This is a genomic window from Mucilaginibacter sp. 3215 (assembly GCF_050433785.1).
Lineage (GTDB): Bacteria > Bacteroidota > Bacteroidia > Sphingobacteriales > Sphingobacteriaceae > Mucilaginibacter.
Genome location: NZ_JBNPWO010000019.1, coordinates 25,016 through 39,861, shown reverse-complemented (window position 1 = coordinate 39,861; position 14,846 = coordinate 25,016). Strand labels below are relative to the sequence as shown.

Genomic DNA, 14,846 nt, shown 5'->3' with positions numbered 1-14,846 from the left:
ACCAATTAGCTTAATTAAATATTAACCTGTTACATTTCAAACCAGGACATTAAAGGAAATCTGATTTACAAAAAACAGTATTATTGTTACATTAACAGTTAAAAACGCTATTGCTTTTCAATTCTATTCTTCGATATTTGATTTAGTCGCGCATAAGCACCGGCTTTAACCAGTTTACCTTTTAATCAGCAAAAAATGAAGGTGTCCGCCCCCTGACGGCACCCGTATTTTGAAGAAAAACAACCTGCAAATAAAACTATTTACTACATGGAAAAATCACGCCGTACCTTTATCAGGCAGGCCTCGTTAGCCGGGGCCGGAATTATGCTTGCCCCCAAAAGTTGGAGCGCACAAAGTTATAAACGTATCATTGGCGCCAATGACCGGGTCAGGGTTGGGGTGGTAGGCTTTTCAGACAGGCACAAAAGTTCGCACGTGCCCAGTTTCATGAACCATTATAAAGAACTCAACTTTGATGTGGTAGCCGTATCCGATATCTGGAACAAACGGCGCGAGGAAGGCTCTGCCCTCTGGAAAGAAAAAATGCAGCATGACGTAAAAGCTTACCGCAATAATGAAGAATTATATGATAGTAAAAGTGTGGACGCCGTATTCATCAGCACTGCCGATTTTCAGCATGCACGCCATGCTATTGAAGCTGTGAAGGCCGGCTGCGATGCTTATGTAGAAAAACCATTTGCCGAAACCATGGAAGATAACCGGGCTGCCTTAAAGGCAGTAAAGGAATCGGGCAAAATTGTGCAAATTGGATCGCAGCGCAGAAGCGGCGCTAATTATCATGCGGCCAATGAATTTATTAGTTCGGGCAAGTTTGGCCCTATCACCATGGTTGAGCTTACCTGGAATGTGAATCAACCAGGCCGCTGGCGCCGGCCGGAGTTATTAGGACAGCTGAAGGAACAGGATACCGACTGGAAACGCTTTATCATGAACCGGCCTTATGAAGGTTTTGACCCGCGTAAATACCTGGAATACCGCCTGTTCTGGCCATATTCGTCAGGACTGCCCGGACAGTGGATGAGCCATCAGATTGATACTGTACACTGGTTTACCGGCTTAAAACACCCGCGTAGTGTAGTTGCCAACGGCGGCATCTATATGTGGAAAGATGGGCGCCGCAACTGGGATACCATACTGGCCGCTTTTGATTACGGTCCGCTTAATGATCCTTCAACCGGCTTCCAGGTTACGTTTGGCTCACGCATGCACAATGGTGATGAGCATCCGGCCGAAATTTACTATTCAAACGGCGGCGAGCTTAACCTCATCACCAATACAGTATCGCCAAAAGGAGGTCTTACTCAAAAAATGGCCGATGCCATGCATATGAAGGCAAACCTGCTGCCTGAGATTAGCCTGGCTAATACCGAAAAGGTGGTAGCATCAGCCAATACCGGAGGTGATATACTTACTTCAAACCACGTACGCAACTGGATGGAATGCGTGCGCAGCCGTAAGCAGCCAAACGCCCCGGTTGAAGCCGGTTACAGCCATTCGATAGCCAATATCATGACCAATGCAGCTGTTCATACCGGCTACAAGGCCACTTTTGATGAAGCTACCCAGGAGGTAATGGCTAATGGAAAAGTTTTTAAATATTAATAGCTGGATAGGTCACAAACATTATTGACATCGGCTGTGCCTTGCCATTAGCGCACAGCCTTTTTAACCTTACATCAAGCAATGAAGATCATAAAAAAACTGGGACTTGCCGTTGCCGCAAATATGCTATTGTTTCCTGTAGTACACGCTCAAAAAGCCGAACCGGTAAGGCTGGTAAAAGCAACAAATAATAAAATAGATATCCTGATAGGTGGAAAACCCTTTACCAGTTTCCTGTATCCGGATACTTTAGAAAAACCCGTTCTTTACCCTTTGCGGTCGGCAAACGGCACATTGGTAACCCGCGGCTTTCCGTTGGCCCCACGGCCCGGCGATCCTACAGATCATCCGCATCACATAGGATTATGGTTTAACTTTGAAAACCTGAACGGTCTGGATTTCTGGAATAACTCCTATGCCATACCTGCGGCTAAAAAGAGCAGTTATGGCTGGATCCGCACCGACAAAATTTTGGAAACAAAAGATGGGACAAAAGGCATATTAGCCTATCATGCAAACTGGACAGATCAGCAAAAACAAGTAATACTGGAAGAGCAAACCCGCTTTGAATTTAGCGGAAATGCCCGGGAACGGATCATTGACCGTGTAACTACGCTTACTGCGGATAAGGACGCTCTTTTTAAAGATGCCAAAGATGGCATGCTTGGCCTGCGTCTGGCCCATGAGCTGCAAATCCCTGACCCTGCCGACCAGAAATTTACTGACGATAAGGGTAATGTTACCATAGTAAAAGGTGGTACCGATAAAGTTGCCAACGGTACTTACCTCACCAGCGAAGGCAAAACAGGTAACGACGCATGGAGCACCCGCGGCGTATGGTGCAAGGTATATGGTAAAATTGGAACCGATTCGGTAAGCGTTACCATTATCGATCATCCTCAAAACCCTAATTATCCTACTTTTTGGCATGCCCGTGGCTACGGCCTGTTTGCAGCCAATCCGCTGGGCGAAAAGGTGTTTACCAACGGCAAATCTGAAAAGAACCTGACTTTAAAGAAAGGCGAATCGGTAACATTCAGGTATCGGATTATCATACACAATGGGCCGCAAACTAACAGCGCAGCGCAATTAAACCAGGCTGCGGAGGCTTTTAAGTCATTTAAATAGCATCACCATATCAAACAAACCGGTCCGGGATATTTATCAGAATTACTTTTTATCATTTTTAAATATCCCGGCAGGTATGTCACGGCCCGCTGATCCCGGCGCAAGGTTCAGGTAATTACGGGGTTGTTACTTTTCGTTTCAGTCGGGCTGTGTGTCGTTACCGGCATCAGTTCGTTGGATATAGCCCATATAGCCATCATTTTACCGTGATAAGGGTATTACTCAAAAAACTCTCCCTCAATATTGTCTATCAATTTTGCGCCCCTTGCCCATTGCTGTCACCCTGTTTTAAATCATCATTGTTAACGCCGCGTTTCTTCTTAGGCATCTGCGGACCAAAATTCATTTTACCGAAATTGTAGGCAAAGCTAACGCCAAAAGATCTGAACGGCACTGAGAACCTGCTGCTTTGACTAAGCGGGCCGCTATTGATATTGGAAGTAAAGTCTTTATAATCCTTAAATGGCTGGGTAATGTTCAAACCAATAGTTCCGCGTTTTTTCCAAACATCCTGCTTCAAACCTATCACCCATAAATTGAAAGAGGGGTTTGTTCCCTGGAAAGTTCTCCTTGCCGAGTTCTGGATCAAAAAAGTTTCGGCAGACAAAGCCTTGTTTATTTTTACTGTTCCGCTAATGAAGGCATTGTACTGAACATAGGTAGACTGGCTTGCTTGCTGTAGGCTACTGATCACCTGCGGTTTATAGGTAAATGCATTAACGTTGCCCCGTATGGTTAGGACCTTGAACAATTCTGTTGAGCCAAAGAAGGTTACACCAACGGAATTATTGTTACCCACGTTAAGGTAATTGGTGAGGGAAACATCCCTGGTAACCGGGTTCCCGTTATTATCCACCGTGGTGTAAGGCACTGTACGCACGTAGCTTTCAATAATATCATCGGTCTTCCTATAATAGACGGAGGCATTGATCACACTGCTTTTGATGAAGGTAGAATAAGTCATTTCCACGGTCTGCGTAATTTCTGGCGACAATTCCGGGTTACCCTGCGTTTGGTTGAGAGGGTTGCTGGTATTCAGAAACGGGTTTAAATATTGCAGGCTCGGCCGCTGGATACGCTTACTATAGCTTAGTTTCAGCGTTTGGGTAGGCGTTAAAGCCTTTGAAATCACAAAGCTTGGAATAAAATTGGTATAGGTATTATCAAAAGGTGCCAGGCCCGCACTGACATTACCCGAATTTCCATTAATTTTTGTATTCTCTAACCGGGCACCTGCCTGTACAGTAAAACCATCTTTCAAATTTGCAGTAAGCAAGCCGTAGCCCGAGTACACGTCCTGGTCGTAACTATAGGTGTTGGATGTGGCCGTATTAAATACGTACGCGCCTGAAGCATCTGGATTGAAAAAATCGTATTCGCTGGATATCCTCCTTAAAATACTTTTCGCACCTGTTTCCAGCTTAAATACCCTGCTGATTGGTAGTACGTAATCCAGCTGGTAAGTATACTCGTTATTGGTACCGTTATTAACCGCATGCTGGTTTTGGGTAAAAGCAGAATATTCTGACAGATAGTTTACATCTGATGTGCCATGTGTCCATTGAAAAGCAAAGCTTAATTCTTCACCTTCCTTTTTAAACTTATGGGTAAAATCGTTATTCCAGTCAAAGTTGGAGACTTTGAATTCGTTGCTTGTTAAGGCTGTATAATCGATATTTCCCTCTGATGCAGAATTATTGCTATTGACCGAGTTACCTTTATTTTTAAATGCCCCTCCCCTTAGGCTAAAAGTAGAGTTAAACGTGTTTTGATCATTAAAATCATATCCCAAAGATGCCGAGCCATTGGTAAAATGACGATTTGATGTACTTTGCCCGTTTGACGAGGATGATGTAACCAGTTCGGTATTTCGACTGCTGAAAGATTGATAGGTGGTTTGCGGCCATCCCACGTTATAACCCAGGTTAGCTGTGATGCTTAATTTATTTTTGTTGAAATTGATATTTCCGCTCTCATTGTTTTGACGAGTGCCTACACCCATATTGACGGAGCCGCTTACACCGGCAACTTCCTTCTTCTTAGTAATAATATTGATAATGCCAGCCGAACCTTCCGCATCGTATTTAGCCGAGGGCGCCGTTATCACTTCAATATTCTTGATCTGATCAGAAGGCATGGATTTCAAAACGTCGCCCGCATTGGTTACCAACGCTCCTGAAGGCTTGCCATTGATCAGTATCCGCACGTTTTGATTTCCGCGCAGGGAAACATTGCCGTCCATGTCAACCGAAACCATGGGCACTTTGCGCAGGATATCAGAAGCATTGCCGCCGGCACTGGTCACATCTTTTTCTGCATTAAAAACTAATTTGTCAATGTGGTTTTCCACCAGGGCTCTTTGCCCGGTAACCTGAACATCAGCCAGCATCTTAGCGCTTGGCGAAACGATAACCTGCCCAAGGTTTCTGTCGGTTTTGGCTCCCGTTAAAACAACGCCGTCAATTGTTTTGGTGGAGTAACCTATAAAAGCGATTTGGATGCGATAAGTTCCCGGCGCCACACTGGTGATTTTGAAACTACCTTTCTGATCTGTCAGGCTACCGTTCACTGGAGCAGTTGTACCTGCTTTAAATAAGCTTACTGTCGAATAGTCCAGCGGCTTTTTAGTCAGGGAGTCTATTACGGTTCCGAAGATAGTTCCATTACCCATAGGGGCACCTGATGGCGGGCCTGCGGGCTGTTGGGCTTGCACGGTCCCTGCTGCCAATAAAAACCAGGTTATCAGTTTCAATGCCCGCAGGCTCGTTGTATTTTTTAAGTTGAACTTGTAATTTTCAGTTCCCATATTCGAGATTTTGAAACAAAACAAAGTAAATACATTGATCAAAATCTGCAGAATAGACGGATCGGCCTTAATAATAGACCAAACGAACGTTAGAGTCTATGGCTTTGTGATTGAGGAATTTTCAATATAAGCTATAGATCAAAGTTGTCATTCTGTCTATTAGTTCCTGTAAACCATCTATTACTTAAAAAAAATAAAAAAACATTTTGTCATTTGCAGCATCCCGGTGAGATGGGATTTAGTTGATTACTGTATTTGATACAGTATGGTGCGTTTTGCCTGAGAAACAAAACGCACTTTTTTTCCGCTATTTTTATGGTAAAATTCGCGATATGGCTTTTTCAGGCTTAAAGAAGATCTTTTTCTCAGTTCACTTTTATATAGTGGCCTGTTTATTAGCGTTAATGTTATTCCCATTATCCTGGCCCTTAAAACTCCCCGGTGAATTTTGGATCAAACAGGTATTGATACATTTGGTATGGGCAACGTTATTCTATGCCAACCTGCTGTACTTTACTCCCCAACTGATTTACAAAAACAAGGCTGTATTATTTGTTCTTTTGATGATAGCTATTCTCGTCTCCGTTGTGTACTTAAACAATTGGTTAGATGAAATAACCGGCTGGAAGGCTGTATTTACCAAAGTTTACAAAAACCCGGCAAAAAAATCATCTGACGATAACCATGTTTATAACTATTGGACCATTATAACTGCGCTTGTTTTACTCGGAGTGAGCACAATCATCGCGGTCTCCAGGAAAATTAAGGCCGACCAGGAAGCCTTCCGTGCTACTGAACAGGAAAAAATCAGCTCAGAGCTTTCTTTTTTAAAAGCGCAGATCAATCCGCACTTCTTTTTTAATATCCTGCATACCATTTATGCACTCGCCGATAGCAACCCTGTGGCGTCTAAAGATGCGGTTTACACGCTTTCGCATATGATGCGTTATGTTATTTATGAAACCAAGAACGATCTGACCGACTTGGAAAAGGAGATCAAATTTATTGAGGACTATATCAAGCTGATGAAGCTGAGACTGAGCGATGATGTACAGATCATTTTTGAAAAACAGGTCAACCTAAAAAATCATGAAATAGCACCCATGCTTTTCCTGCCATTTGTTGAAAATGCCTTTAAGCATGGCATCAGCGGTGTACACCCAAGTTACATTTATATAGAGGTCAGCCAATCTGCCAAAGAGTTGAAGCTGGAGATCAGGAATTCCCTTTTTGACGAACAGACAGCTCAGTTGGAAGATAGTAATGGCATCGGTATTGTAAATACGAAAAGAAGGCTCGACCTGCTATATCCCGGGCGCTACACATTATCGGTTGACCGCGACTCCAATATCAGGGAATTCATTGTAAATTTAACTTTCCGATTCAAATGAAAATTGACTGCATAGCTGTAGATGACGAACCGATAGCTTTAAAGCTAATTACTTCGTACATTGAACAAACCCCGTTTTTAAATTTACAGGGTACGTTCGGCAACGCTATCGAAGCGCTGAAAGCTATTCATCAACAACCCGGTCTTCAATTGATATTTTTAGACATCAGGATGGCTGACCTAAGCGGTGTTGAACTGGCCCGGATCATTGAGCAAACCGGAAAGAAAAAAGATCCGCGCGTTATATTTACAACAGCTTATGATCAGTATGCTTTAGAGGGTTTTAAGGTAAACGCGTTAGATTACTTACTGAAACCGTTTAGTTTTGTTGATTTTTCAAAAGCGGCTGCCAAAGCATATGATTATTTTGAGATTTTGGAAAGCGCTCAAAATAATATAACTCCCGGAACGCCTGTTGAAAAGAACTATATTTATCTTAAGGTTGATTATCAGCTGGTAAAGGTTAATATAGCAGACATCCTTTATATCGAAGGACTTAAAGATTATGTAAAGATTTTCCTGGCGAACCAGGATAAACCGTTATTAACCCTCACGAGCCTGAAAAACCTTGAAGAGAAACTCCCGGCCAGTATTTTCCTGCGAATTCACCGCTCATTTATCGTATCCAAAGAAGCAGTCAAATCCGTTACCAAAAATTCTGTCCAAATTACAAATACTACGATACCTGTAACAGAACAATATAAAGAAGTTTTTGCCTCATTCCTTAAGGATTGGTCTTGATCATCATTTGTTGTTCATCAGGGGTTAAATATTCATGAGCTGGCATAACCCTCGTTTCTCTAAAACGGCTCTACATGTTCCAATACAAATTTTACAGATCCTGCCATAAAGGAATGGAGGTTTGCATGGGTCGTAGACGCCCATCCTACTTTGTAAAATACTTTAAGAAGCACACGCAGCAATCAGCTACTGATTTCCTCAGGAACGGTTTCCCGAATATATCTTTTCTTTTGGGACCGTAGGCTTTGGGAATAAATAAAAAAGTTAAGAACGCTAATTTTTATAAAATGAAATTTTATCAATTACTACGCCAGGGTCAATAGCCCTGATAGATAATTTATGTGTCCCGGTGGTTAATGCTGGTAAATCTATTAATGCACTAACGTAATTATTTCTAATACCCTGGTTACGGTTGGGTCCATTCTCAACTTCCTTGCCATTTGACCCCGGCACTTCTGTTGTTGAAATAAATTTATTATCAACTAAAATGGCTACCCTTAATTGCATACCCGGATAAATTCTAAAAGTTGGCATAAAATCAATCCTCACCTTTGCTGAATTACCATCAGTTTTAAAATTGTAATTCAATGTTGGAGCTTTTACATCACCAGGTTTCCATGATAAATTAAGGTTAACCGGTGTCAATGCCATAGCCCGGCCGCTATTGCCCAATCCTGGTATAACCGACCATTTTGCGGTTCCAGCTGTGGTTTGTTCATCGGCAGATGAAGCGTTTCTTGTTATATCCGCCTGAATTGCTTTTTTGGTGGTATCCGGTTTCCTGGTTTCAGCCCATGGCCATGCTACCTGGCTATTCCATGATAGAAGATTTTGACCGGTTACTGTTCCCGGCATCATATATTGCCATCTTCCCCCTGCTATTTTATTGTTGTAATTATCAACTTCGGATTCTAAAGCTGCTTTAAGGCGATCTATCTCGACCTGATGGACAGCTTGATTTGCGCCATAAATAATTGCCCTGTCATGCATAAATATAAGTCCGGTTTCTGCCATGATACGGGCCGGAAAACCAATCATTTCTGTATAAGGATCCTGCTTATTTAAGGGTACGGACTTTGCTACAGAAGTTTCAAGATTTAATAATTTCTGATAATCAGCTTGTAATTGCATAGCTTCTTTATCTGACAAAGAAATAGCCCAATCACGATTCATTAATTCGGGTTTTCGTACTGTGCCTAAACGATAAAATTCTGTGAGCAAATTGTTAAGCGTAGTTACATTTTCATTAAAATGCTCTGTGAGAAATGTTTTTAAAAATTGGGGTTGTGCATCCGCCTGTTGACTTTCCGGGTTCCATGATAAGCGTGAAAAATAGTCGATCCCCAATTCCATCGGTTTAACATCACCTACGTTAATCACCCACATCGTCCGGGCCTGATTTTCCCAGGCCTTATGAAACTCTTCCCACATCAATGCCGGGGCGGTAGAATTGATCCAGGTATACGAATGAGGACCTCCGTAGTAAGATAAATGCCAGTATAATCCGCTACCGCCAGACCGCTTCCTTTCGGTTGGATTCGATAAGCGGCGAATGTATCCAAAATTGTCATCTACCCAAATCAGAGTTACATCACCAGGTACTTTCAAGCCGGCATCATACACAGGCAATACCTCTTTATAAGGAACAAAACATTGAGCAACAGCCCCCCATTGTTTATTGACGTATTGATTAATAAGATCTCGCTGGTCTTTAAATACCTTTTCTAAAAGGGTTATCCTTTCAGGTATACCTGACGGTGGCGATTCCATACCACGATCATGTATACCACGTATACCCATTGTCCAAACTGCTTCTTTGTCTTTTCTGTGCTTAGCAGTTTCTTTCCAGTATTTATAAATACTATCAGGATTAGTGCTATAATTCCATACACCTTTAAGTCTCTCGTTCCAATGCACGTTATTATACAGCATCGGTTCGCAATGTGATGAACCTGCAACAATACCATAATGATCGGCCAAAGCTACATTCTCGGGAGTGTCGCCAAATTCTTTAGACACTTCATGCATAGCAGGCCAAATATAGTTGAGCCGCAAACGCAACATCAATTCAAATAATTTTTCATATGTTTTGGGGCCAATGCCATGTGCAAAATCCTTTTCAAAGTTTTTCCTCGCCCATTGATTTATTCCCCAGTCTTCATCATTAATAAAAATACCGCGATATTTAACTGCCGGTTCATCCCAAGTTGGTTTAGGTACGGAGATCGTAACTGTTTTTCTTTTAGCAGTAGGAACATCTGCCCACCAATGCCACGGCGATACACCTATTTTCCTTGAAATTTGTAAGAGTCCATAAACTGTCCCTCGTCTATCGCTTCCAACTATAATGAGCGCTTTTTTTACGCCAGGTGCGGGGTTGTTAACTATTTGCCATAATGAAGCCTCCCAACGGCCTTTAATTTTATTAATATCTTTGATCTTGTGTGCAGCTATCAACCTATCAATAGCTGGGCTTTTACCAATAGTGCCGGCAATAATCATTTCACCGGCGGGGTGTTGCAAAGTAGTAATAGCCGGCGAAGTTCCGGTAACCTGTTTTATATCGTCAGCAAAAAAGCCAGCCGCAAGTTTCACCGCCTGGTAATCAGAATTATCAATAGCTAAACTTATACTTTTTTGAGCAGTGGCCACTGTAATATCTGTTGATTTTGAGGCTAAAGCAGTTTTTACACTCAAATTTTGAGCACTAACGCTTATTGTTGTTAAGGTTACCAGTAACAGTAGCGGTGTTGCTTTTAATATACTGCGGTTATAATATTTATAATAACTTATGCGGGTATTCAAGAGTGATTTTAACATTTATAATATTGTATCATGTGATCATATTAAAAATCAACCGAACTCGTGAGTTAAACCACCAGTTTGGTTAGGTTATTAATATCCGTAATTCTGCTCTAATTTAGCGCCTTTATTCTATTTTTCAGCGGCCTTTATGCTGTAGCTATCGGCACTGTAATATCGGCTAATTTTTCACTCCGTCATAAAATAACCCAACCTGTTAATTTCAATCGGGGTTTACCGGCAGGATTAGCATATCGGCCGCTCTATATTTTGATAAAAACAGTGAAAGGCTTCGGGGCATAGAGTTATGCATAATCTTTCCATTAAATTTTTGTTAGTTTCGGACATATAGAGGTTGTGCCACAAGTCAAGGTGAAATTTCCAGTGCTCCGGTGCCGGCAAAGTATGGGTTAAGCACTCGTATAGCGTAATGTAAAATTAAAGGGGCCTATTTTCCCCTTCAATTACCTTCACATTCTCCCTGTAAAGGCCTTCAACAGCGGTAACCGGTACACTTACACTTAACCAAGCTGGCCGGGTTGTATTTTTACCTGCCGGAAGTATTTTTACAGGGTTAATAACGCCCTCAACAAGGATGGAATCATGGTTCGGCAATATACCGCAGCCACCGCCTTCATTGTTTAGCCCATCGCCCATCACATAACGTACAAAACTCGCGCTTATATTTTTGGTGTACAATGGTCGTTCGTTACTCATCAATTGTGACAGGTTTGCTTATTCTTTCCGCAGTTTTAGTCTTAATCAGTTTGTTAGTAACAAGGTTTGGGAACGTACCGATTAACAGTTAATTATAACCTGGCCGCTCAATCACCTCCTTGCCAACTGGCTTGTTTACTAAATAATTGGAACAAGCACAATATGATCCGGTCATTAGCTGCAATCGGATGTTTCTTTGCTATAATTGTCGCTGTGCTTTATAATATTGAACAGCGCAACAAATCAAGTGTACTGATTAAAAACACCGGGCAAGAAGCATTAACTTTAAAATATTCAGAAAAATAGTTGTCCGGTTTTCGGTTGCTGCAAGGATTGGACAAGGGTAATTTTGACAAAAAATACGATGATGACCCGTGAAACAATGTACCAGGCGATTATAGATAAGGATGTAAAGTTCGAAGGGGTTTTCTTTACCGCGGTAAAAAGTACCGGCATTTTTTGCCGGCCAAGCTGCACAGCAAGAAAACCTAAAATAGAGAACGTAGAATTCCTTGAAACAGCAAACGAAGCACTCAAAAAAGGTTATAGGCCATGCAAGGTATGTAATCCGCTCGAAAAGCTGGGTGAGACGCCCACGTTTATTAAAAGGATAATTGAGGAACTGAACGAAAATCCTTCTTTAAGATTTCGTGAGAGTGACCTTATCTCCAGAGGAATTCAGCCTGTAACCATTCGCAGGTGGTTTTTAAAAAATCATGGAATTACTTTTAATGCTTATCAGCGAATGTTTCGGATAAATTCGGCTTTCAAAAAGATCCAAAAAGGTGAGGCTGTGACAATAGCCGCGTTTGAAGCAGGTTACGAATCATTAAGTGGTTTTAACGATCTATTCAAGAATGTTTTTGGGGCACCACCAAGTCAAAGCCGCGATAAAAATGTGATTGATCTTACCCGGATAGAAACCCAACTGGGAACCATGATTGCCTGCGCAGTGGATCAAGGAATTTGCCTACTGGAATTTACCGGCCGCAAAATGCTGGAAACAGAGTTAAAATCACTGGCTAAAATACTGAAGGCAAAAATCATTCCTGGTAATAACCGGCATTTTAGCATGTTGACCCAACAGCTGAATGAATATTTTGAAGGAAGCAGAAGACAATTTACCATTCCACTATTTATGCCAGGAACCAAATTTCAGCAAAAAGTATGGCATGCGCTTCAGCAGCTTCCCTTTGGTGAAATCCGGTCTTATAAGCAACAAGCCATTGATATTGGCAGCCCAGACGCGATACGTGCTGTGGCAAATGCTAACGGTATGAATAGGATTGCCATACTGATACCTTGTCACCGGGTGATCGGCGAAAATGGAGCAATGACAGGTTATGGCGGTGGAATCTGGCGTAAGCAATGGCTGCTTCAGCACGAAAAAAAATCCTGATCTCTTCTAAAGTTTAATTCACTTACTTACTATGAAAACAAAGAATATGAACCAAAAATGGTTCGTACTGGCAGTTGTTTTGACTGCTCCATTGCTCTACGTAATTGATATTTTTATTATTAATATGGCCATTCCGGGCATTAAAAATGGCGTACATGCCAGCAATGGCGACGTCCAGTTAATGATTGCAGGTTATCTGTTGGGAAGTGCTTCATTTCTGATCACGGGTGGCCGGGCGGGTGACTATTTCGGCCGGAAAAAGGTCTTCTTTTGGGGAATGTTTTACTTTACACTTACCTCATGTCTGTGCGGCTTATCACAAACGCCATTTCAGCTCAATATTACGCGTTTTTTTCAGGGAGTAAGCTCGGCTTTTATGGCGCCGCAATCCCTCGCTTTTATCCAAATTCTATTTAGCAATGAAAAAGAAAGAGCGACCGCCGTTGGCTGGTACGGTATTACGCTGAGCATTGCGGCAATAATTGGCCAGATATTGGGCGGTTACCTTGTTGATACTCACTTTTGGATCGCGGGGTGGCGACTTGTTTTTTTAATCAATCTGCCAATTGGTACCATTTCTCTTTTAGCCATTTGGAAGTTTTTAGAAGAAACAGAAAAAGATAGTAAAGCTGCATTTGATTATCAGGGTTCGATCATACTTACGATAGCGCTGGCTACAACAATCTATCCACTAACGCAAGGCCGCGATTTAGGCTGGCCACTATCGAGTTTGGTAATGTTGACATTATCAATATTTGTATGGGTGTATTTTGTTCTTAATCAGCGTCAAAAATTACAGCGTAACAAAGTACCATTAATAGATCTGACTTTGTTTCAAATCAAAGACTTTAACATTGGAATGTTGGCGGTTTTATTTCATTTCATGCTGCATACTTCGTATTTGTTAATTTCGGCGGTTTACCTTCAATCAGGGTTGGGGTACTCCGCATTAAATTGCGGGCTGTTTTTCATATTGCACGCGCTGCTATTTATGGCCTCGTCATTTTTTGCCTCATTACTAATCGTAAGATTCGGTAAATGGGTACTTCAGGTCGGGTTAGTTTTGATCTTAATTTCATTTTTGCTTCAGCTTCGATTTTTTGAACCTCATGTTAGTTGGATTACGATTAATCTTTTAATAGGATTATATGGTCTTGGAAACGGTTTGGTTTTACCTTCCCTGCTTACTATAGGTTTGAAAAGTATTCCAACGAAATTTTCAGGCGTTGCGGCAGGCGTTTTTTCCACTTTTCAACAAACTGCATCAGCGTTGGGCATTAGTCTATTGGCGGGTATTTTTTATCAGGTTCTTGCTTTTAATAAGGCGCATCCAGATTATAAAAAAGCATTTGACTATAGTCTGTCTGGCAGTATTGCCTTCTTATTCATCGTTTCACTTATGCTGTTTCTGTTGCCGAAAATTACAAGTAAACCTTATTGACCAGCGTGTTAAATATATATTTATCCAACATGATGTGTCAATCATATTTTATGGTCCCTTGGCAGGATCATAATCTTCGGAATTCTGACATTGGCAGGCTGGTCCATTATAAACTTGACAATACAAACAATATCGCCCGTATTTAATGGTTCGTGAATGCCCATACTCTCTTTAGGATGAACTGCCCAGTTTTTATGCAGCTCTGTCATCACCAGTCCCGGTTCAATACATGAAACTTGTACGGCACTTCCCGCAAGTTCAAGTCTTAAGGCTTCAGATAAAGCTTCCATCGCAAATTTGGTCGCAGAATAGGCTCCGGCTGTCGGCCGGACTTTGGTTCCCAGGACACTTGAAATATTTATAACATGACCAAAACCCTGTTTTTTAAATCTCTTAAGCAATGCATAGGTAAGGCGGAACGTCGATTCAACATTCACACGCATCATTGCGCACATCCTCTCAATATCTATATCATCAATAGTCCCTGTTTCAAGCGTACCCGCACAATTAAACAGGTAATCACATCGGTCATATTGATTATAAATATACTCTATCAGTTTATCCTGATATTCTACGGAATTGATATCTCCGGGAAATACGTCGGTAAAGTCATTTTTTAAGCCATTCAGTTTTTCTTCTCGCCTCGCCGATAAAATCAGCTGATATCCATCAGCGCTTAAAGCCTTAGCGATTGAATAACCAATACCACTGCTGGCACCTGTAATTAAACATACCTTCTTATTATCTTTCATATTGTTTAATCGTAATTGTGACCTAAAAGTTTTTAAGCAACTTTATT

Annotated in this window: 10 protein-coding genes; 6 read left to right on the top strand and 4 right to left on the bottom strand. The window is 41.6% G+C overall.

Annotated elements, in window-relative coordinates; genetic code table 11:
* The first annotated feature begins 267 nt into the window (after nt 1-267).
* Together ABIC84_RS23125 and ABIC84_RS23120 are read left to right on the top strand one after the other, a co-directional pair.
* Nucleotides 268-1,623, top strand: a complete 1,356-nt coding sequence (locus tag ABIC84_RS23125) for a Gfo/Idh/MocA family protein (protein WP_429265088.1) — start codon at nt 268-270, stop codon at nt 1,621-1,623.
* Nucleotides 1,624-1,704: 81 nt separating this feature from the next.
* The gene (locus ABIC84_RS23120) at nt 1,705-2,751 is read left to right on the top strand and encodes a PmoA family protein (RefSeq protein WP_429265087.1); all 1,047 of its coding nucleotides are present in this window, start codon (nt 1,705-1,707) and stop codon (nt 2,749-2,751) included.
* 250 nt (nt 2,752-3,001) lie between these two features.
* On the opposite strand, the gene ABIC84_RS23115 is transcribed toward ABIC84_RS23120, so the two are convergent.
* Complete coding sequence (locus ABIC84_RS23115; protein WP_429265086.1) at nt 3,002-5,557, bottom strand: TonB-dependent receptor domain-containing protein; 2,556 nt, start codon at nt 5,555-5,557, stop codon at nt 3,002-3,004.
* Nucleotides 5,558-5,961: 404 nt separating this feature from the next.
* On the opposite strand from ABIC84_RS23115, the gene ABIC84_RS23110 reads away from it, so the two are divergent.
* Both ABIC84_RS23110 and ABIC84_RS23105 read left to right on the top strand, forming a co-directional pair.
* Nucleotides 5,962-6,948, top strand: coding sequence for a sensor histidine kinase (locus ABIC84_RS23110; protein WP_429265085.1), 987 nt, complete (start codon nt 5,962-5,964; stop codon nt 6,946-6,948).
* Nucleotides 6,945-7,688, top strand: a complete 744-nt coding sequence (locus ABIC84_RS23105) for a LytR/AlgR family response regulator transcription factor (RefSeq protein WP_429265084.1) — start codon at nt 6,945-6,947, stop codon at nt 7,686-7,688. Before ABIC84_RS23110 ends, ABIC84_RS23105 begins: the two co-directional genes overlap by 4 nt.
* Before the next feature lie 273 nt (nt 7,689-7,961).
* Here ABIC84_RS23105 and ABIC84_RS23100 read toward each other — a convergent pair whose 3' ends face one another.
* Together ABIC84_RS23100 and ABIC84_RS23095 are read right to left on the bottom strand one after the other, a co-directional pair.
* Entirely contained in the window at nt 7,962-10,508 is a 2,547-nt protein-coding gene (locus tag ABIC84_RS23100; protein WP_429265083.1) for a glycosyl hydrolase 115 family protein, read from the bottom strand.
* A gap of 420 nt (nt 10,509-10,928) precedes the next feature.
* Nucleotides 10,929-11,207: a hypothetical protein gene (locus ABIC84_RS23095; RefSeq protein ID WP_426586096.1), complete on the bottom strand. Its 279-nt coding sequence runs from the start codon at nt 11,205-11,207 to the stop codon at nt 10,929-10,931.
* Between the two features lie 364 nt (nt 11,208-11,571).
* Between ABIC84_RS23095 and ABIC84_RS23090 the strand changes: the two genes are divergently transcribed.
* The gene (locus ABIC84_RS23090) at nt 11,572-12,606 is read left to right on the top strand and encodes a bifunctional transcriptional activator/DNA repair enzyme AdaA (protein WP_429265082.1); all 1,035 of its coding nucleotides are present in this window, start codon (nt 11,572-11,574) and stop codon (nt 12,604-12,606) included.
* Nucleotides 12,607-12,637: 31 nt separating this feature from the next.
* Nucleotides 12,638-14,047: an MFS transporter gene (locus ABIC84_RS23085; RefSeq protein WP_429265081.1), complete on the top strand. Its 1,410-nt coding sequence runs from the start codon at nt 12,638-12,640 to the stop codon at nt 14,045-14,047.
* 41 nt (nt 14,048-14,088) lie between these two features.
* Here the strand turns inward: ABIC84_RS23085 and ABIC84_RS23080 are convergent, their stop codons facing one another.
* Entirely contained in the window at nt 14,089-14,799 is a 711-nt protein-coding gene (locus ABIC84_RS23080; RefSeq protein ID WP_429265080.1) for an SDR family oxidoreductase, read from the bottom strand.
* Nucleotides 14,800-14,846: the final 47 nt, after the last annotated feature.

Excerpts from the sequence above, each read along its gene's own strand:
- ABIC84_RS23105 (WP_429265084.1), top strand. The coding sequence starts at position 6,945 with ATGAAAATTGACTGCATAGCTGTAGATGACGAACCGATAGCTTTAAAG.
- ABIC84_RS23095 (WP_426586096.1), bottom strand. The coding sequence starts at position 11,207 with ATGAGTAACGAACGACCATTGTACACCAAAAATATAAGCGCGAGTTTT.
- ABIC84_RS23080 (WP_429265080.1), bottom strand. The coding sequence starts at position 14,799 with ATGAAAGATAATAAGAAGGTATGTTTAATTACAGGTGCCAGCAGTGGT.
- ABIC84_RS23110 (WP_429265085.1), top strand. The coding sequence starts at position 5,962 with ATGTTATTCCCATTATCCTGGCCCTTAAAACTCCCCGGTGAATTTTGG.
- ABIC84_RS23125 (WP_429265088.1), top strand. The coding sequence starts at position 268 with ATGGAAAAATCACGCCGTACCTTTATCAGGCAGGCCTCGTTAGCCGGG.
- ABIC84_RS23115 (WP_429265086.1), bottom strand. The coding sequence starts at position 5,557 with ATGGGAACTGAAAATTACAAGTTCAACTTAAAAAATACAACGAGCCTG.
- ABIC84_RS23090 (WP_429265082.1), top strand. The coding sequence starts at position 11,572 with ATGATGACCCGTGAAACAATGTACCAGGCGATTATAGATAAGGATGTA.
- ABIC84_RS23085 (WP_429265081.1), top strand. The coding sequence starts at position 12,638 with ATGAAAACAAAGAATATGAACCAAAAATGGTTCGTACTGGCAGTTGTT.
- ABIC84_RS23100 (WP_429265083.1), bottom strand. The coding sequence starts at position 10,508 with ATGTTAAAATCACTCTTGAATACCCGCATAAGTTATTATAAATATTAT.
- ABIC84_RS23120 (WP_429265087.1), top strand. The coding sequence starts at position 1,705 with ATGAAGATCATAAAAAAACTGGGACTTGCCGTTGCCGCAAATATGCTA.